At 65.2% G+C, this 18,651-nt stretch carries 14 protein-coding genes; 10 read left to right on the forward strand and 4 right to left on the reverse strand.

The window, feature by feature from the left end:
* Positions 1-3,252, reverse strand: coding sequence for a PAS domain S-box protein (locus CKO27_RS04485; RefSeq protein WP_200373683.1), 3,252 nt, complete (start codon positions 3,250-3,252; stop codon positions 1-3).
* A 310-nt stretch (positions 3,253-3,562) separates the two neighbouring features.
* On the opposite strand from CKO27_RS04485, the gene CKO27_RS04490 reads away from it, so the two are divergent.
* From CKO27_RS04490 to serB, 6 genes are all read left to right on the forward strand, one after another.
* Positions 3,563-4,909 carry an NAD(P)/FAD-dependent oxidoreductase gene (locus CKO27_RS04490; RefSeq protein WP_200373684.1) on the forward strand — a complete coding sequence of 449 codons (1,347 nt, stop codon included), beginning with the start codon at positions 3,563-3,565 and terminating at the stop codon, positions 4,907-4,909.
* Complete coding sequence (locus CKO27_RS04495) at positions 4,906-5,673, forward strand: DUF1365 domain-containing protein (protein WP_200373685.1); 768 nt, start codon at positions 4,906-4,908, stop codon at positions 5,671-5,673. Before CKO27_RS04490 ends, CKO27_RS04495 begins: the two co-directional genes overlap by 4 nt.
* Positions 5,673-6,899, forward strand: a complete 1,227-nt coding sequence (locus CKO27_RS04500; RefSeq protein WP_200373686.1) for an SAM-dependent methyltransferase — start codon at positions 5,673-5,675, stop codon at positions 6,897-6,899. Before CKO27_RS04495 ends, CKO27_RS04500 begins: the two co-directional genes overlap by 1 nt.
* Before the next feature lie 61 nt (positions 6,900-6,960).
* Entirely contained in the window at positions 6,961-7,290 is a 330-nt protein-coding gene (locus CKO27_RS04505; protein ID WP_200373687.1) for a type II toxin-antitoxin system RelE/ParE family toxin, read from the forward strand.
* A 4-nt stretch (positions 7,291-7,294) separates the two neighbouring features.
* A complete protein-coding gene (locus CKO27_RS04510) occupies positions 7,295-7,618 on the forward strand; it encodes a helix-turn-helix domain-containing transcriptional regulator (RefSeq protein WP_200373688.1) in 324 nt (107 codons plus the stop codon).
* 11 nt (positions 7,619-7,629) lie between these two features.
* On the forward strand, positions 7,630-8,853 hold the full coding sequence (gene serB, locus CKO27_RS04515) for a phosphoserine phosphatase SerB (RefSeq protein ID WP_200373689.1): 1,224 nt from the start codon (positions 7,630-7,632) through the stop codon (positions 8,851-8,853).
* A gap of 34 nt (positions 8,854-8,887) precedes the next feature.
* Here serB and lon read toward each other — a convergent pair whose 3' ends face one another.
* Genes lon through CKO27_RS04530 form a run of 3 tightly spaced genes read right to left on the reverse strand, consistent with a single transcriptional unit; the run spans position 8,888 to position 12,418 of the window.
* Positions 8,888-11,275 (reverse strand): endopeptidase La, encoded by a 2,388-nt coding sequence (lon, locus tag CKO27_RS04520; RefSeq protein WP_200373690.1) that lies wholly within the window; start codon positions 11,273-11,275, stop codon positions 8,888-8,890.
* Between the two features lie 46 nt (positions 11,276-11,321).
* A complete protein-coding gene (gene rsmA, locus CKO27_RS04525) occupies positions 11,322-12,116 on the reverse strand; it encodes a 16S rRNA (adenine(1518)-N(6)/adenine(1519)-N(6))-dimethyltransferase RsmA (protein WP_200373691.1) in 795 nt (264 codons plus the stop codon).
* A 56-nt stretch (positions 12,117-12,172) separates the two neighbouring features.
* Positions 12,173-12,418 (reverse strand): DUF2934 domain-containing protein, encoded by a 246-nt coding sequence (locus CKO27_RS04530; protein ID WP_200373692.1) that lies wholly within the window; start codon positions 12,416-12,418, stop codon positions 12,173-12,175.
* Between the two features lie 227 nt (positions 12,419-12,645).
* On the opposite strand from CKO27_RS04530, the gene CKO27_RS04535 reads away from it, so the two are divergent.
* The 4 genes from CKO27_RS04535 (at position 12,646) to CKO27_RS04550 (ending at position 18,545) form a co-directional block, all read left to right on the forward strand.
* Positions 12,646-13,197 carry a DUF2760 domain-containing protein gene (locus CKO27_RS04535; RefSeq protein ID WP_200373693.1) on the forward strand — a complete coding sequence of 184 codons (552 nt, stop codon included), beginning with the start codon at positions 12,646-12,648 and terminating at the stop codon, positions 13,195-13,197.
* Positions 13,194-15,032: an Hsp70 family protein gene (locus CKO27_RS04540; protein WP_200373694.1), complete on the forward strand. Its 1,839-nt coding sequence runs from the start codon at positions 13,194-13,196 to the stop codon at positions 15,030-15,032. Before CKO27_RS04535 ends, CKO27_RS04540 begins: the two co-directional genes overlap by 4 nt.
* A 149-nt stretch (positions 15,033-15,181) precedes the next feature.
* Positions 15,182-17,269, forward strand: coding sequence for a glycogen synthase (locus tag CKO27_RS04545; protein ID WP_242470723.1), 2,088 nt, complete (start codon positions 15,182-15,184; stop codon positions 17,267-17,269).
* A gap of 7 nt (positions 17,270-17,276) precedes the next feature.
* Positions 17,277-18,545 (forward strand): alpha-amylase family glycosyl hydrolase, encoded by a 1,269-nt coding sequence (locus CKO27_RS04550; protein WP_200373695.1) that lies wholly within the window; start codon positions 17,277-17,279, stop codon positions 18,543-18,545.
* The last annotated feature ends 106 nt before the right edge of the window (positions 18,546-18,651 follow it).

Genomic DNA, 18,651 nt, shown 5'->3' on the forward strand with positions numbered 1-18,651 from the left:
TCAGTTATCAGTTGTCGGGGGCGGCAGCCAGCGCAGCAGCCTTTCGTAGAGCCGGTCCGGGTCCACCGGCTTGCCGATGTGGTCGCACATGCCGGCTTCCGCGCAGGCTTGCCGGTCATCCTCGAAGACGTTCGCGGTCATGGCCAGAATCGGGATCCGCTCCCGTCCTGGCAGCGCATGGATGGCCCGCGCCGCCTCCAGTCCGTTCATCAAGGGCATCTGTAGATCCATCAGGATGAGGTCGTAGGGGTGGTGGCGAGCCATCTCCAGCGCCATGCGGCCATCATCGGCGACATCCACGCGCAGCCCGGTTTCCTGGAGCAACTCCAGGGCGACTTCCTGGTTGATCGGATTGTCCTCCGCCAGGAGCAGATGACAGCCCCGATAGTGCGCCAGTCGTCTGAAGTTGGCCTCGGCCGTCGCCGTCTCCTCGGTCGGATCCTGATCCGGCGAACGCGGCGATTCCGCGGGCTCCAGCGGAACCTCGAACCAGAAGCGGCTCCCCCGGCCAAGCTCGCTTTCCAGGTCGATGCGACCGCCCATGAGACTCACCAGGTGGCGGCTGATCACCAGCCCCAGGCCGGTGCCGCCGTAGCGCCGGGTGGTGGAGTTGTCGGCCTGCTCGAACGCCTGGAAGAGTCGTGTCCGTTGCTCGGCGCCGAGACCGATGCCGGTATCGCTCACCTGGAAACGCACCCAGATCCGATCACCCGGCGCATCGAGCCGTCGCGCGCTGATCTCCACCAGGCCCTGGTCGGTGAATTTCACCGCGTTGCCCACCAGGTTCAGCAGCACCTGGCGCAGCCGCAGCTCGTCGCCGCGCAGGCGTCGCGGCAGTTCCGCGTCCAGGTCGAACCTCAGTCGCAGACGTTTTTCCCTGGCCTTCACGGAGGTCAGGCCGTACAGGCTCGCGAAGGTCTGCTCGGGCTCGAAGTCGACGTTGGCCAGCGTCAGTTTGCCGGACTCGATCTTGGCGATGTCGAGGATGTCATTGATGATCGCGAGCAGGTGCTGGGCGGCGCCAGCCACCTTGTCGAGCTGCTCGCGTTGGCGCGGCTCTCCGCTGTCGCGGCGCAACAGATGGGTGAGCCCCAGGATGGCGTTCATCGGGGTGCGGATTTCGTGGCTCATGTTGGCGAGGAAGGTGCTCTTGGCCTGGCTCGCGGCCTCCGCTTCCTCCTTGGCGGCTTCCAGCTCGGCGGTGCGCTCGCGGACCAGCTCCTCCAGATGGCGGCGATGACGCTCCAGTTCGGCCTCGGCCTGCTTGCGCTCGCTGATGTCTTGCAGCGTGCCCATGACATAGTCGACACGGCCGGTCGCGTCCTGGTGAGGGTAACCCCGCAGCTCGGTCCATTTGATCTGGCCGGAGCGGGCGCCGAGCACCTGGACCTGGATACCGAAGGGTTTTCCTGTTTCCAGGGTACGGGCGAGGTTTTCCGTCACCCGCGCGCGTGAGTCCGGCGGATAACAGTCAAGGGCGGTGTCGAGGTCGGGCTGGAAATCCAAGGGCATCTCGGTGATCTGGTAGACGCCCTCGGTCCACATCACGGTATTGAGCACCGGGTCCGCGCGCCAGCCGCCCAACTGGCCGATCCGCTGGCTCTGGAGCAGGAAGAATTCGCTCTCGCGCAAACGCCCCTCGGCCAGCTTGCGGGCGGTGATGTCCTGATGCAGACAGAAGAGATAACGGTTGCCGGCCCACTCCACGCCGGTCACGCTCACCTCGACATCGTATTGGGTCTTGTCCTTGCGCCGGTGCCGGGTCTCGATGATCCGATGCCGGGTGCCGAGGTTGATTAGTAGATCATCGAGTTCCTCGGGCGTCATCTGGATGTCCCAGTCCCAGACGCGCAGCCGCGCCAGCTCATCCGGCGGGTAGCCAAGCATCCGCGCGAAGGCGGGGTTGAACTCGTCCAGTCTTCCGTCCGGACGCAGCAGGGCGATGCCGTCGCGGGTTTGCTCGAACAGGATCCGGCGGCGTTCCGCCTCGTCCAGCAGGGCTTGATGGGCTTTCAGCCGCTCGCTGATATCCCGGCTCACCCCGAACAGGGCCGGGGCGGCGTTCCACTGACCGAGGACGACCCTGGTCTCGACCGGAATCAGCCGGCCATCGGAGGCTTGCAGCGGCACGGGGCAGTAATCCAGGCGTCCCGCCAGCATTTCGGAGACGATTCGGCCGGCTTCGTCGCGTCGCTCGGGAGGATGTACCTCGAGTACGCTTTTTCCGATCAGTTGGCTCTCCCTGTAGCCCAGACGTTCCACGACCACCCGGTTGACCCGCTGGATGACGCCGGTCTCGTCCAGCACGAAGAGGAAGTCGTCGATGGTGTCGAAAAAGGCGCGAAAATTGGCCTCGCTGTCCTGAAGCCGCCGTTCGGTGCGCTTACGCTCGCTCATGTCGACATGGGTGCCGACCAGTCGCCGCGGCGTGACCACATGACCCCGACGGTTCCGGGCCAGGGTCGCTCGGGAGAGGATGTCCACCCAGTGACCATCCTTGTGACGCATGCGGAATTCGATCTCGAATTTCTCGCGGCGCCCGGCGATATAGTCGGCGGCCAGGGCGAGCGCCCGTGCCCGGTCATCCGGGTGCGTCAGCATCGACCAGGTCTCCAGAACCTCCGGGAAATCGCCTGGGGCATGGCCGAGCATGCCGAGACAGCGCTGGGAGTAATAGACGGCGTTGGTTTCCAGATTCCAGTCCCAGAAACCGTCGTTGGCCCCCTGGAGCGCGTAGGATAGCCGTTCCTCGCTGACACGCAGGGCCGCCTCGGTCTGTTTGCGCTCGCGGATGTCGAGGCCGGTGCCGACCAGCACGGGCTGTCCATCGAGCTCGATGCGGTTGCCGGTGAACAGGAAGGGCGTTCGCCGACCGCTTTTGGCGACCAGATCCGCCTCGATCGAGCCTTGGCCCTGCTCGAAGACCTCGCGGATACGCTCGGCGAGCCTCGGCCGGGTGGCCTCATCGAAGAGTTCGAAGGCGTCGAAACCCGCCAATTCGGCCTGGCCACGCTCGCTGACCTGCTCTAAATGCCGGTTCCAGAACAGGATCCGTCCGGTTTTATCGAGGGCATAGAAAATTCCGGGAATCGACTCCACGATGAGTTCCCGGAAGGCGCGCTCCCGCCGGATTTCTTCCCGCAAGGCTTCCGGATCATCGCGTCCCTTGGCTCGCGGCGGCACGGCGGCCGGCTCGTGCCTCGTCTGGTTGCGCCGGAAGGGGAGGAAGGGGTTGTTCTGGTCGCTGATCATGGTGTCTGTGACGATGGCGCGTGAGTCGCGGTTGCTTGAAGGCGCGATCGATCGCCCTGGGCCACCGCGTTTCAAGGGCTGAAATTATCATAGGCATCGAGAGGATGGCCGGAAATCGGTCATGGAATAGTCACCGGGAAGGTACGGGGCGTGGTTGTCGATGAGCCTGTGATGGACAAGGACTCCGGCCTTGGCCGGCGCCTTCCCCTTGAGCTGTTCATTTTTGGCTTCACTATTGGACGAAACATGGACGCGCTACCCCTGTTTCGGGGATGGCGGTCGACGGATCAATCGCGAGGACGGTTAAGCCATGGCGTTGGAACGAATCGGGGTGGTTGGCGGGGGGATCGGAGGACTGGGCGCGGCCTGGCTCCTGGATGGCCGATACGAGGTGACGCTGCTGGAGCGTAACGACTACGTGGGAGGGCACACGCACACCCTCGATGTGGAGGGCGCGCTGGGTCGGTCTCCGGTCGACACGGGATTCATGGTCTTCAACCGGCGCAACTATCCGCTGCTGTGCGCCCTGTTCGCGCATCTGGGGGTCGAGTCCTATCCAACCGAGATGTCCTTCGCGGCCAGTCTGGACGGCGGGCGGGTCGAGTATGCGGGCACCAATCTGAACACCCTTTTCGGTCAGCGGAGCCATCTGCTTGACTGGCGCTTCATGCGCCTGCTGCTGGAGATTCCGCGCTTCAATAAGGCGGCCAAGTCCTTCCTGGACAATCCCGAGGGCGATCCGAGCCTGGGCGAGTTCCTGAGACTCGGTGGCTATTCCGAGCGCTTCGCGACCCAGTATCTGCTGCCGATGGCGGCGGCCATCTGGTCCTGTCCGACCCAGGACATGCGCGCCTTTCCCTTCCGTTCCTTCGCGCGCTTCTTCGCCAATCATGGCTTGCTGGATCTGGCCGATCGGCCCCAGTGGGAAACCGTGCGTGGCGGCAGCCGCGCCTATGTGGAACGGCTCCTGAGCCAATTCCGGGGCCAGTACCGCACCAACGCGCGGGTAACCTCGGTGCGCCGGAGCGACCGGGGTGTCGAGGTCGATCTGGCCGACGGCGAACGTCTGACCTTCGATGCCCTGGTCATGGGCTGCCACGCTGACGAGACCCTGGCCCTGATCGAGTCCCCGAGCGACACCGAGCGCGAACTGCTCGGGAGCTTTCCCTACCGGAGCAACCGGGTCTATCTGCACTCCGACACGACGCTCATGCCGAAACGGCGCCGCGTCTGGGCCTCCTGGAACTATCTCCAGCAACCGGGCGAGGATCCGACGCGACCCGTGACCGTCACCTATTGGATGAACAGCCTCCAGGACCTCCCGGCCGAGCCTAATGTCTTCGTGAGTCTCAATCCCCAGGAGCCGCCCCGACCCGAGACCATCCTGGCCGAGCTCGACTACGATCATCCGATGTTCGATGCACGCGCGCTCGCGGCGCAGCGGCGGATGGGCGAGATCCAGGGGCGCGATCGTCTCTGGTTCAGTGGCGCCTGGATGGGCTATGGCTTCCATGAGGACGGGCTGAGATCCGCCGTCGAGGTGGCGCGCGGACTGGGCGTGGATCCACCCTGGGCGACGAGCGCCGCCGAGACGCGCGCGCCGCGACCCGAGTCGGCCAGGGCGCCGACGGTGCTCGCCGGGGTGGCTGGATCATGACCAGCCCAGCCGCCCAGCTCCTGTTCGGCGACGTCATGCACCGCCGGCTCTTCCCGGTGCGCTACCGTTTCGCCTATCGGATTTTCAGCCTGCTGGTGGATGTGGAGCGGGTCGATGAGGTCGCGGCCTCGTGCCGATTCTTCTCCCACAACCGTTTCAACCTTTTCTCGTTTCATGAGCGGGATCATGGTCCCCGCGATGGCGGGCCACTGAAGCCCTGGCTGCTGGATCGGTTGCGCCGACTCGGGCAAGACTTCGACATCGACCGGGTGGAGCTTCAGAGCTTTCCAAGGGTCCTGGGGCATGTCTTCAACCCGCTGAGCGTCTGGACCTGCTTCAATCCCGAGGGCGAGCCGCTCGCGGTGCTCTGCGAGGTCAACAACACCTTCGGCGAGGCCCACGGCTATCTGCTTCACGAGCATGGCGCCGCCCTGTCCTGGCCGATCCGCCAGACCCATGCCAAGGAGTTCCATGTCTCGCCCTTCGTCGACATGAACGCCGACTACCATTTCCGCTTCTCGCGCGTTGGGGGGCGACAGGGCATCGTCATCCGCGAATATCAGGACGACGCCCTGATGCTGGTGGCCGTCCAGAACGAGTCGGTACAGCCCATGTCCGACGCCAACCTGCTGCGGGCGGCCTTCGCCTATCCCTTCCTGACCCTCAAGGTGGTCGTCATGATCCATTGGCAGGCCCTGCGGATCTGGCTGCGCGGCGGGGTCTACTACCCGAAACCGGCGCCCCCCATAGAGGAGATAAGCTGATGTCCGCGGAGGAATTGCTCGATGCGCCCGCGCCGAGCGGGCCTGGCTGGCCCGCTCGGCTGATTGGCGGTTTTTGTCGCGATCTGGCCTTCGGCCAGCTCAGGATCCGGTTTCAGGGTGGCGAGTCGGCGCTCTATCGCGGCCGTTTCGAGGGCGGATCCGGCGTCCTTGAGATCCGGCGTCCCTTCAAGATGGCGTTCAAACTCCTGGCGCGCGGCGAGATCGGCTTCGGCGAGGCCTATGTCGAGGGCGACTGGGACACGCCGGATCTTCCCGCGCTGCTGGAGGTGCTGCTCGACAACGAGGAGCATCTCTCCGGCGGTTTCAGCGGGATGCGCTGGTCGCGCCTGCTGGATCGGCTGTCGCATCGGCGTCGGGATAATCACAGGCTCAACAGCCGGCGCAACATCGCCAAGCACTACGATCTGGGCAACGCCTTCTATCGGCGCTGGCTCGACGCCAGCATGACCTATTCCTCCGCCCTCTTCGCGGACCGGGAGCGCGAGCCGCTGGAGAGCGCGCAGCAACGCAAGTACGAGCGCCTGCTGGACGCGCTCGGGGCCAAGCCGGGAGAACACATCCTGGAAGTCGGCTGCGGCTGGGGCGGTTTCGCCGAGGTCGCGGCGCGCCGTGGGTTGCGCGTCACCGGCGTCACCCTCTCGCGCGAGCAGTTGGACTACGCCCGAGGGCGCATGGAGGCGGCGGGCTTGTCGGACCGGGTCGAATTGCGTTTGCAGGACTATCGAGACATTCAGGGCCAGTTCGATCACGCCGTCTCCATCGAGATGATGGAAGCGGTCGGCGAGGTCTACTGGCCGACCTATTACGGCGCCCTGAAACGCCTGGTCCGGCCGGGCGGACGCATCGCGCTCCAGGTCATCACCATCGGCGACGATCTCTTCGAGCGCTATCGGCGCACACCGGATTTCGTCCAGCTCTATATCTTTCCGGGTGGCATGTTGCCCTCTCCCGAGCGGATGGAGGGTTTGGCCAGGGACGCCGGCCTCGTCGTTCGCCAAAGCCACTGGTTCGGAGACGATTACGCCGAGACCCTGCGTCGCTGGCGCCGGAGCTTCCACGCCGTCGCCGAGGAAATCGACAGGCTCGGCTACGACGCCCGGTTCCGGCGACTCTGGGATTACTATCTGGCTTACTGCGAGACCGGCTTCAAGACGGGCAGCATTGATCTGTTGCAGACTTTGTTGGAGGTTCCGGAGGCTGCTTGACCGAGTTGTCCTCGTGCGGTGCCGGCTTGTTATCATGGTAACGAACAGGTTACCTTGACGCATGATCGAGATCGTCCAGTACGAGACCAGGGAAGGTCGTTGTCCATTCGCTGACTGGTTCGATGAACTTGACGCCCAAACCGCGGCCAGGATTCGTACCGTCATTGCCCGGATCGAGACCGGAAATCAAGGGGATGTGAAGCCGGTTGGCGAGGGTGTTTCCGAACGCCGGATCGACGTCGGTCCTGGATATCGGATCTATTTCGGTCAGGATGGTCGCAGGCTTCTGATACTTTTGGTGGGTGGTACGAAGAAACGCCAGCCGCGCGATATCGAGCTGGCCAAGATGTATTGGCGCGACTACAAAAACCGAAAACAGGCAGGAGACTGAGCGGATGGCGCTGACGAGGGACTTCAAGGATACGATTAAGGCTCGCGCCGAGCGCGATCCGGAGTTTCGTATTGCCCTGCTTCAGGAATCCCTTGAGGCCTTTCTGAGCGCGGACATCGAGACCGGCAAGGTGCTGTTGCGTGACTATGTGAACGCGACTCTCGGCTTCGAACAGCTTGGCGTACAACTTCACAAGAGTCCCAAAAGCTTGATGCGGATGCTCAGCCATCAGGGCAATCCGCGCGCGGATAATCTCTTCGCCGTTGTCGCGCATCTGAAGGCCCGCGAAGGGATCTCCTTCAGCGTTCGTCGTTCGGCGAATTCCTAGGCGAATCCAAAATGAGCGAAATCGTCCTGATCAACGTCACGGGCGAGGACCGTCCGGGCATCACCGCGGCCCTAACCCGGATCCTCGCCCGCTTCCATGTCCCGGTGCTGGATATCGGCCAGTCGACCATCCACAACGCCCTGGCCCTGGGCCTGCTGGTGGAGCTGCCGCGCGAGGGCGGCGAGTGCGGGGTCTTTCGGGAGTTGCTCTTCAGCGCGCACGGAATGGGGCTGGACATCCGTTTCACCCCCATCGCCGCGGACGATTACGAGGACTGGGTGCTCGAACAGGGCCAGCCGAGACACATCCTGACCCTGCTTGGCCGCGAGATCGATGCCGAGCATCTGGCCCAGGTCTCCGCCGCGGTGGCGGAGCGGGGGCTCAACGTGGACCGGATCGTCCGCCTGACCGGCCGTATCTCGCGCCGGGACGAGCGGCCCCATCCGCTCGCCTCGGTCGAGCTGTCGGTGCGCGGGGCGGTGGCCGATCTCGCCGAGTTGCACGCCGCCCTGCTGGCGCTGGGCCGGCTGATGGACGTGGACGTTTCGGTGCAGGAGGACGATATCTTCCGCCGCAACCGGCGTCTGGTCTGTTTCGACATGGACTCGACCCTGATCCAGACCGAGGTGATCGACGAACTGGCTGCCGCAGCCGGGGTCGGACCCCAGGTCGTGGCCATCACCGAAGCGGCGATGCGCGGTGAGCTGGACTTTCAGGAGAGCTTCCGTCGCCGCATGGCCCTGCTGGAGGGCTTGGACGAGTCGGTGCTGGCCGGGATCGCCGAACGGCTCCCCATCACCGAGGGGGCGGATCGACTCATCGCCGCGCTCAAGCGGCTGGGCTACAAGATCGCCATCCTCTCGGGTGGCTTCACCTATTTCGCCGAGCATCTGCAACGGCGCTTCGGCATCGACTACGTTCACGCCAACCGGCTGGAGTTCAGGGATGGCCGGCTGACCGGGGAGGTCTCGGGCGAGATCATCGACGGCGCCCGCAAGGCCGAGCTGCTGCGCGAGATCGCCGAACGCGAGGGCATCCGGCTGGAGCAGGTGATCGCCGTCGGCGACGGGGCCAACGACCTGCCGATGCTCGCCATCGCCGGGCTCGGCATCGCCTTCCACGCCAAGCCCATCGTCACCGCCCAGGCCCGGCACTCCATCGCCAACGTGGGCCTCGACGGCATTCTCTATCTGCTCGGGATGCGCGACCGGGATGTCGAGGCGCTGAAATCCTAGCCGGCGCCCCTGGGGCGGTCTACCTGGGGGCGGTCTAAAAGAGCAGGGGCAGCACATCCTCGTAACGCGAGGCGAAGTGGACCTTCAGCCCCTTGCGCACATGCTCCGGAACCTCCTCGAAATCGCCCCGGTTGTCCTCCGGCAGGATGATTTCCTTGAGGCCGGCGCGGCGCGCGGCGATGAGCTTCTCGCGGATGCCACCGACCGGGAAGACCTCGCCGGTGAGTGTGATCTCGCCGGTCATGGCGAGGCGGCGGATGGCTTGGTCGCGCGCGAGCGAGAGCAGGGCCGAGGTCATGGTGATACCGGCGGACGGACCGTCCTTGGGGGTGGCGCCGGCGGGCACATGGACGTGGATGAAGGCCTTCTCGAAGAAATCGGGATCGGCGCCGAGCGCCTTGGCGTGGCTGACCAGATAGCCGTAGGCGATCTCGGCGGACTCCTTCATGACATCGCCAAGTTGGCCGGTCAACTTGAAGCCTCGCGTGAAGCTATGGGTGCGGGCGGCCTCGATCGATAGGGTCGCGCCGCCCATGGCGGTCCAGGCCAGCCCGGTGACGACGCCGGGGCCGGAGAGCTTGCGCTCGTCGCGGAAGACCGGGCTGCCGAGATAGGACTTGAGGTCCGGCTCCTCGATCCGGATCGGGGTCTCCGCCCCCTCCAGCATCCGCACCGCGATCTTGCGCACGATCTTGCCGAGCTGCTTCTCCAGCCGGCGCACCCCGGCGTCGCGCGCGTAGCCCTCGATGAGCGCGCGCAACGTCTTGCTGTCGAGCTTGACCGCCTTCTTGCCCAGTCCGGCCCGATCGATCTGGCGCGGCAGCAGATACTTCTTAGCGATCTGGAGTTTTTCCTCGGCGATGTAGCCGGAGAGCTTGATGACCTCCATGCGGTCGAGTAGGGGACCGGGAATACTGTCGAGCTGGTTGGCGGTGCAGACGAAGAGCACCTTGGAGAGATCGAAGCGCAGATCCAGATAGTGATCCAGGAATTCGCTGTTCTGTTCCGGGTCCAGCACCTCCAGCAGGGCCGAGGCCGGGTCGCCGTGGTAGGAGGCCCCGACCTTGTCGATCTCGTCGAGCAGGATCACAGGATTGGCGGTGCCGGCGTCCTTCATCGCCTGGAGGAACTTGCCCGGCATGGCGCCGATGTAGGTGCGGCGATGGCCCTTGATCTCGGCCTCGTCACGGATGCCGCCGACCGAGAAGCGGTAGAAGCGCCGCCCCAGGGCGTCGGCGATGGAGTGACCGATGGAGGTCTTGCCGACGCCTGGCGGGCCGACCAGTAGGATGATGGAGCCGGCGATCGCGCCCTTGTGGATGCCGACCGCGAGGAACTCCAGGATGCGCTCCTTGACGTCCTCCAGCCCGTAATGGTCGCGGTCCAGGATACGGCGCGCGCGCTTGAGATCCAGGATGTCGCCCGAGTGCTGGCCCCAGGGCAGCAGGGTGATCCAGTCCAGATAGTTGCGGGTGACCGCGTACTCGGGCGAGCCGGTCTCCAGCATGCCCATCTTGTCCAGCTCTTCCTCGACCCGCTTGCCCGCCTGCTCGGTCAGGGTCAACTTCTCCAGGCGGGCGCGGAACTTGTCGATCTCGGCGGTGCGGTCGTCCTTGGCGATGCCCAGCTCCTTCTGGATCGCCTTGAGCTGCTCGCGCAGGAAGAACTCGCGCTGCTGCTTGTGCATCTTCTCCTCGACCGTGCGCCGGATCTTCTGCTGGGCGCGGGCGAGTTCGAGCTCGTTGTTGAGCAGAACCAGTACCTTTTCCATGCGCGGCAGCAGCGGCAGGATCTCCAGCACCTCCTGCAACTGTTCCTTGGTCGAGGTGGTCAGGCTGGCGGCGAAGTCGGACAGATGCGAGGGATCCTCGGGGCCAAAGCGGTCCAGGAACATCCGCAGCTCTTCCACGTAGAGCGGATTGAGCGGCAGCAATTCCTTGATGGTGTTGATGACCGCCATGGCATAAGCCTTGACGTCGCCGTTGGGCGGACCCTCGGGCTCGGGGAGATAGCCGACACGGGCGCGAAAGGGCGTCTCCGGATGGGTCCAGCCGTCGATGCGAAAGCGCTGGAGACATTCCACCAGGACTTGCAGGTGCCCATCCTGCTGATGGATGCGATGGACCCGGCAGGCGGTGCCGATGGGTCGGAAGTGCGCGACCGTCGCCTCTTCCGAGGTTTCGCTGTCCACCAGCACCACGCCCAGGATCTTGTGCTCGGTATCGGTTACCGCCTTCATGGTCGGTGCCCAATGTTCGGCGGTCATCATCAGGGGGACCGCCTGACCCGGAAAGAAGGGCCGCGAGGCGACGGGCAGGAGGTGGATTTCCGTGGGCAGCACGTCGTTGGCGCGCGCGAGTTGAATCGGCGCCGACTCATCGTCGTCGTCGCTGTCTTTCTCCACGATGTCTTCGTCCAGCATGCCGTTAGCCTCCCCCTCGGAATACCCTGATCAAAAGCGGTCTATTTCAGTCCCCTGTCACGGATTTGCAAGCCAGGTTCGCCAGTCGCGCGTAACTGGCGACATCCAGGTTCTCCGCCCTCAGGATCGGGTCGATGCCGGCCTCCCGAAGCTGCTCGGGCTCGATCAGTCCGGACAGGCTGTTGCGCAGGGTCTTGCGCCTTTGCCCGAAGGCCGCCTTGACGATGCGGGCGTGTAGGTCGGGATCCTCTATCGGATGAAGCGGCGGGCGCAGCGGGCGCAATCGCAGAAAGGCGGACTCGACCTTGGGGGCCGGGGTGAAGGCCCCCGGACCGATGCGGAACAGACAGCTCGCCTCGCATCGACTCTGGACCATGACCGAGAGTCGACCGTAGGTCTTGTCGCCTGGGTCGGCCGCGATCCGGTCCACCACCTCCTTCTGGAGCATGAGGTGCAGGTCGTGGAGACAATCGAGCTGTTCGAGAAAACGGAAGAGCAATGGGGTCGAGATGTTGTAGGGCAGGTTGCCGACCAGTCGCAGCCGTTCGTCCCCGCCGGTCAGGGCGCACAGATCGAAATTCAGCGCGTCGGCGTTGTGGATGCGCAGGTCGCCATGGGCGGCCAGTCGCCGACGCAGTGGCTCGATCAGGTCGCGATCCAGCTCCACGACATCGAGCGTCCCGGCAGCGCTCAACAGACCCTGGGTGATGGCGCCCTGGCCGGGGCCGATCTCCACCAGCCGCTCGCCCGGTCGGGCACCGATGGCACCGTGGATACGCTGGATGACCAAGGGGTCATGCAGGAAGTTTTGGCCAAAACGTTTGCGTGCTTGATGTTCCATCCCGCTAGGGTACTCTCGCGCGTCGTCGAGCGGGTAGCGTTCGACGGACGGCCGTCTCAGTCCCGCTCCTCGCTCTGGAGCACCAGGGCGTTGCGGATGATCCGATGTCGGGTCTCGTTGTTGGTGGCGCTGGAGAGCCGACGGTCGGCGATCATGGCGTCGATCGCGCGCTCGGCCTCGAACCAGTCGGCGTTCGCATCTCCTGGCGCGAAGCCGCGATGTTCGGCGAGGTAGTAGGCGGCGATCGCGATCATCTCGTGACGCTGGGGGGCGGTCGGTCGGTCGGCGGTCTGGGACTTCATGGCGGCTGGGATTCGCACCGATCGGCGGAGGTTGAAACCGGATTGGTCGGGCGGATTATGTCACGGCGCGTCCGGGGCCTTACAATAGGCGACCTGATTTCGGTCGATCCATGGCCCCGACCTGGCCGTTCGCTTGAGCCCGACTCGCCCTGCGGCCTCTGTCCTGTCGGTCTGCCCCGATCTATTCATCCCCATTCTTCAACGCCTGCTCCAAGAGGAAATCCCGCATGTCATCACCGGCGCCGTCTTTCTTTCGACGGGTGTTCATCGCCTTTGGCAGCTTTCGACGTGTCCTGAAGGATCCCGATTTCGCGCGCTCGGTCGCCGCGCTGGCGCGGGCGACTCCAGTGCATCCGGCGGCCTGGCCGGCGGCGCCCGCCTCCGTTCCCCTGGCCGAGGCGGCGCCCGACGCGGCTCTGCTGCTGCTCGGGCTGCTGCAGAAGGAGGGGCGTCTGGTGGACTTCCTGCACGAGGATATCCAGGGCTACTCGGATCAGGAGGTCGGCAGCGCCGCGCGGGTCGTGCATCAGGGTTGCCGGAAGGTGATCCAGGACTATCTGAGCATCGTCCCGGTCCGCGAGGAGCCCGAGGGTAGCCGCGTGACCCTGCAACCCGGATTCGACGCCGCCTCCGTGCGCCCCACCGGCCAGGTCGTCGGGGATCCGCCCTTCTCCGGCGCGCTCATGCATCGCGGCTGGCGCGTGGTCGAAACCCGGCTGCCCCGGATCGCCGGCGGCCATGATCTCCGGATTCTCGCACCGGCGGAGGTGGAGCTGTGAGCGGGTCGCGTTACGCCATCGGGATCGATCTCGGGACCACTCACTGTGCCCTCTCCTGCGTGGATTCGGAGAAGAGCGAGGGCGAGGACATCGTTCAGGAGATGCTCGCCATCCCTCAGCTCGTCTCGCCCGGCGCGGTGGAATCCCGGACCCTGCTGCCCTCCTTTCTCTATCTGCCGCACGAGGAGGAATTCCGCTCCGGCGATCTGGGCCTGCCCTGGCAGGGCGACCCGAGCCGGGTGGTCGGCGAGTTGGCCCGCGCTCAGGGTGCCACCACACCGATCCGGCTGGTCTCCAGCGCCAAGAGCTGGCTCTGCCACCCGGACGTCGACCGCAAGGCGCCCATCCTGCCGGCCGGGGCGCCTGACGAAATCCCCCAGGTTTCGCCCTTCGAGGCGACCATTCATTACCTGGCCCATCTGCGCAATGCCTGGAACGGTCTGCGGCCTTACGAACCGTTCGAGCGCCAGGAGATCACGGTCACGGTGCCGGCCTCCTTCGATCCGGCGGCGCGCGAGCTGACCGCCGAGGCGGCCAAGGCGATCGGCATCCAGCATCTGGTCCTCCTGGAGGAGCCCCAGGCGGCGCTCTACAGTTGGGTCAACGACAGCCGGGGCGAGTGGCGCGATCAGGTGAGTCTGGGCGATGTCATCCTGGTGGTGGACGTCGGCGGCGGCACCACGGATCTCTCGCTGATCGCCGTCACGGAGAACGATGGCGCGCTTGAACTCAACCGGGTCGCGGTTGGCGAGCACATCCTGCTCGGCGGCGACAACATGGATCTGGCGCTGGCCTACATCCTCAGAAACAAGCTCGCTCAGACCGGGGTCGAGCTGGATCGCTGGCAGTTGCAGGCCCTGACCCATGGCTGTCGTCAGGCCAAGGAGGCGCTGCTCGCCGATCCCGACCTGGAGCGCGTGCCCGTGGTGGTGCCGAGCCGTGGCTCGCGTCTGATCGGCGGCAGCATCCGTACCGAGCTGACCCGCGAGGAGGTCCAGACCAGCCTGATCGAGGGCTTCTTCCCGGCGGTCGCCTCCAGCAGCCGGCCGGCCAGCCGCGCGCGCGGGGCCTTGACCAAGGTCGGTCTGCCCTATGCGCAGGATCCGGCGGTCACCCGCCATCTGGCCGCCTTCCTGGGACGCCAGACGGGCGCGACCCAGGAACTGGCCGGATTCGTCGAACAGCATCCGGACGCCAGCTTCCTGCGCCCGACCGCCGTCCTCTTCAATGGCGGCGTCTTCAAGGCCAGGCTCCTGCGCGAGCGGGTGCTGGAGGTTCTCAATCAGTGGCTGGAGGCCGATCGGGCGCCGCCCGCGCGTCTGCTGGAGGCGCGCGATCTGGATCTGGCGGTCGCTCGCGGCGCCGCCTTTTACGCCCATGTGCGTCGTCATGGCGGCGTGCGGATCCGTGGCGGCACCTCGCACACCTACTATGTCGGCGTGGAGAGCGCCATGCCCGCCGTGCCGGGGATGGAGCCGGAGCTTCAGGCGCTCTGTCTGGTGCCCTTCGGTCTGGAGGAAGGCTCGGAGCCGGTCGCGCCGCCTCAGGAGTTCGGGCTGGTGGTGGGCGAGCCGGTGCGTTTCCACTTCTTCAGCTCCAGCGTACGCCGCGAGGACCAGGTCGGCGATCTGCTCGACGAATGGCGCGACGACGAGCTCGCCGAGCTCGACGAGATCCAGACCATCCTGACCGCCGAGGACCGCAAGAAGGGCGAGGTGGTCGCGGTGCGCTTGCAGGCGGTCGTGACCGAGGTCGGCACCCTGGAGCTGAGCGCCTTCCCGGTGGACGGGGGGGACGAACGCTGGAATGTCGCCTTCAACACGCGCGGTCACTGATCCCGAGACCGGGCTTGGCCACTCGGGCGCCAGGGTGGATGCGCGCGGACGGACCCACAAGCGCGCGACCCTGACCGCCCTTCGTGGCAGAATGACTCGATCCGAATCCTGCCTTTACACGACCCGATAACGCTGTAGGAACCGAGCGAATGGCGAAGAAGCCGACTGGCCCCAAACAGGATAAGACTCCGCGCAAGGGCGCGCCGAAGGACGCGGTTCCCGAGGCCGCGCGCGCGCCGGAGTCCTCCCCACCGCCAACCACAGTCACGGCGCCCACCGATCGAACCAAGGGGACGGATCCCGGCAAGACCATGACTCCGGTCATCAAGAAAACGGCGGCCCGCAAGACATCCACGGCGTCCGACGCCATGGATTCGACGCGCGCGGTCCCCGAGACGGTCGCGGCGACGGCTGGGGCCATCGTGCCCAGGACGCCGGTCGTCGAGCCGATTCCGGTCGAGCCGGAGCTGTCCGCGAGTCTGGCGCCGGTCGAGAAGCCCATCGTCTCGTCCGGCCTGTCGGCGTCCACTGCGATTCCGGAGACGCCCGCGCGCGCACTGGAGCCTTCCAGCCAGTCGTTGGGGACGCCGCCCATTTCGAACGTCTTCGTCGAGCCCGAGACGGTGGCGACGCCGATCCCGGAGGTCGTGTCGGCGGTGCCCGAAACCGTGCCGGAACCCGCGCCCGAGCCCGTTCCGGAGCCTTTACCCGAACCCTATTGGGAGCCGCCGCCTCCGCCGCCGCCGGCCCCCTCGCGCCCGAGCCTCTTCATCGTCCACATCACGCCCGAGCTGGCGGCGGTGGCCAAGGTCGGCGGTCTGGCCGACGTGGTCTTCGGCCTGACACGTGAGCTGGCGATTCGCGGCAACCATGTCGAGATCATCCTGCCCAAGTACGCCTCGATGCGTTACGACCAGATCTTCGACCTGCAGGAGGTCTACAAGGATCTCTGGGTTCCCTGGTTCGACGGGGCCATTCACTGCACCGTCTTCTTCGGGTTCGTGCATAACCGCAAGTGCTTCTTCATCGAGCCGCACTCGCCGGACAATTTCTTCAATCGCCACGGCATCTACGGCTTCCGTGACGACGTTTTGCGTTACGCCTTCTTCTCGCGCGCCGCGATTGAGTTCCTCTGGAAGTCCGGCAAGCATCCGGACGTGATCCACTGTCACGACTGGCAGACCGCCCTGGTGCCGGTGTTTCTCTACGAGATCTATCAGTCGCTCGGGATGACGCATCCCAGGGCCTGTCTGACCATTCACAACTTCGCCCATCAGGGCGTCACCGGCCCGGAGTTGCTCAAGGCCACCGGCCTGCACCGCCCGGAGTATTTCCTCGGCCCCACCCGGCTGGGCGACAACCGTTACCCCAACGCGGTCAACCTGCTCAAGGGCGGTATCGTCTACTCCAATTTCGTCACCACCGTCTCGCCGCGCTATGCCTTCGAGACCAAGGATCAGGGCCAGGGCTTCGGTCTGGAGCCGACCCTGCATACCCATCACATCAAGTACGGCGGGGTGGTCAACGGCATCGACTACGACATCTGGAACCCGGAGGTCGACCACCAGATCCCGGTTCAGTACGGGATCGACAGCCTCGATCGCAAGTACGAGAACAAGCGCGCCCTGCGTCAGCGTCTCATGCTGGCCGACAACGAAAAGGCGATCGTCGCCTTCATCGGCCGGCTGGACCCGCAAAAGGGACTGGATCTGGTGCGTCACGCCATCTTCCACACCCTGGAGCGCGGCGCCCAGTTCGTGCTGCTGGGGTCGAGTCCGGACGATCGCATCAACGCCGATTTCTGGGGCCTCAAGCAGATGCTCAACGACAGCCCCGACTGTCATCTTGAGATCGGCTTCGACGAGGATCTCTCGCATCTCATCTATGCCGGGGCGGACATGATGCTGGTGCCGAGCCGCTTCGAGCCCTGCGGTCTGACCCAGCTCATCGCGCTGCGTTACGGCACCATCCCGGTGGTGCGCGCCGTGGGCGGACTGGCGGATACCGTGTTTGATAAGGATCATTCCTCCCGTCCACTGGGAGAACGCAACGGCTACGTCTTCAACAACTACGACAACGCCGGTCTGGAGTCCGCGCTCGGGCGCGCGATCGACTGCTACGACCGCTTCCCCGAGCATTTCCGCGAGCTGATGAAGAACGCCATGCGGTTCGATTATTCCTGGAACCAGCCTGGTCAGGACTACCTGAATATCTACGACTACATTCGGAATGCCTGACCCGACGATGAAAATCTACAACCTCTTTCCGCGGCTCGCCGGTCAACTGGATGCCTGGGGACCGCATCTGGAGCGCGCCGCGCGCATGGGCTTCGACTGGCTGTTCGTCAATCCGATCCAGAAGACCGGGCGCTCCGGCAGTCTCTACTCCATCGCCGACTATTTCGCCATCAACGCGGATTTCTTGAACCCCGACTCGCCCCTGTCGGGAGACGACCAGGTGCGCGCCATGATCGCCGAGGCCAATCGGCTGGGGCTGTCGGCCATGATCGATCTGGTCATCAATCACTGCGCCGTCGACTCCCGGCTCGTCAAGGAGCACCCCGAGTGGTTCGTGCGCGAGGGCGGCAAGATCGCCAACCCCTTTTGTCTGGAGGCGGACGGGCGCAAGGTAGTCTGGTATGACCTGGCGCAGTTCGATCATGTCCATTCCTCGGATCGCAAGGGACTGGAAGACTTTCTCCACTCGGTCATCGAGCATATGGCCGATCTGGGCTTTCGCGGCTTCCGCTGCGATGCCGCCTACCAGCTCCCCAATGATCTCTGGAAACGTCTGATCTCACGCGCCCGCAAGGCGCGTCCGGACGTCGTCTTCGTCGCCGAAACCCTCGGCTGCTCGCCCGAGCAGACCCGCGCGACCGCCGGCGCCGGTTTCGACGCCATTTTCAACAGCTCCAAGTGGTGGGATTTCGATGGGGCCTGGCTGCTCGATCAATACAATCTGACGCGGGACATCGCCCCGTCGATCAGCTTTCCCGAGAGCCATGACACTGAACGACTCTTCTGCGAGTCCGGCAACAATCCGCGCGCCATGAAACAGCGCTATCTCTTCTCCGCGCTCTTCTCCTCCGGCGTCATGATCCCGATCGGTTTCGAATACGGCTTCCGCAGCCGTCTCGACGTGGTCAACACCCGGCCGGACCAATGGGAGGGGGTCAATCTCGACCTCACCCACGAGATCGCCCAGATCAACCGCATCAAGGATACCTATCCGGTCTTTCAAAGCGAGGGGCCGATCGAGCGGCTCGATTGCTCCAACCCATCGGTGCTGCTCCTGCACAAGTCGCACCCCAAGGGAACTGGCGAGGCGCTGCTCGCGCTGAACAAGGATCCCTGGAACCGTCAGTATCTGCGCATCGAGGACATCTATCGCCACGTCCGCTCGACCGGCCCCCTGCGCGATGTGTCGCTCGACTGGCCGATGGACTTCCTGCCGACGCCCTTCGAATTCGATCTGGCCCCCGGAATGACGCGGATTCTGGTCTCGTCCGCCTGAGCGACCCGGTTGGATCGGGGGCCTGGAGACCGACAGGGATTCTGTGAACCCAGTGCCACGTCCCCTCCGACCGCTCCTATCCCCAACCGCGATTCTGTCGCTGCTC

The sequence above is a fragment of the Thiocystis violacea genome, assembly GCF_016583575.1.
Taxonomy (GTDB): domain Bacteria; phylum Pseudomonadota; class Gammaproteobacteria; order Chromatiales; family Chromatiaceae; genus Thiocystis; species Thiocystis violacea.

What these genes read in the sequence shown, in the direction of transcription:
- CKO27_RS04485 (WP_200373683.1), bottom strand. Translation starts at nt 3,252, where the DNA reads ATGATCAGCGACCAGAACAACCCCTTCCTCCCCTTCCGGCGCAACCAG.
- CKO27_RS04490 (WP_200373684.1), top strand. Translation starts at nt 3,563, where the DNA reads ATGGCGTTGGAACGAATCGGGGTGGTTGGCGGGGGGATCGGAGGACTG.
- CKO27_RS04495 (WP_200373685.1), top strand. Translation starts at nt 4,906, where the DNA reads ATGACCAGCCCAGCCGCCCAGCTCCTGTTCGGCGACGTCATGCACCGC.
- CKO27_RS04500 (WP_200373686.1), top strand. Translation starts at nt 5,673, where the DNA reads ATGTCCGCGGAGGAATTGCTCGATGCGCCCGCGCCGAGCGGGCCTGGC.
- CKO27_RS04505 (WP_200373687.1), top strand. Translation starts at nt 6,961, where the DNA reads ATGATCGAGATCGTCCAGTACGAGACCAGGGAAGGTCGTTGTCCATTC.
- CKO27_RS04510 (WP_200373688.1), top strand. Translation starts at nt 7,295, where the DNA reads ATGGCGCTGACGAGGGACTTCAAGGATACGATTAAGGCTCGCGCCGAG.
- serB (WP_200373689.1), top strand. Translation starts at nt 7,630, where the DNA reads ATGAGCGAAATCGTCCTGATCAACGTCACGGGCGAGGACCGTCCGGGC.
- lon (WP_200373690.1), bottom strand. Translation starts at nt 11,275, where the DNA reads ATGCTGGACGAAGACATCGTGGAGAAAGACAGCGACGACGACGATGAG.
- rsmA (WP_200373691.1), bottom strand. Translation starts at nt 12,116, where the DNA reads ATGGAACATCAAGCACGCAAACGTTTTGGCCAAAACTTCCTGCATGAC.
- CKO27_RS04530 (WP_200373692.1), bottom strand. Translation starts at nt 12,418, where the DNA reads ATGAAGTCCCAGACCGCCGACCGACCGACCGCCCCCCAGCGTCACGAG.
- CKO27_RS04535 (WP_200373693.1), top strand. Translation starts at nt 12,646, where the DNA reads ATGTCATCACCGGCGCCGTCTTTCTTTCGACGGGTGTTCATCGCCTTT.
- CKO27_RS04545 (WP_242470723.1), top strand. Translation starts at nt 15,182, where the DNA reads ATGGCGAAGAAGCCGACTGGCCCCAAACAGGATAAGACTCCGCGCAAG.
- CKO27_RS04550 (WP_200373695.1), top strand. Translation starts at nt 17,277, where the DNA reads ATGAAAATCTACAACCTCTTTCCGCGGCTCGCCGGTCAACTGGATGCC.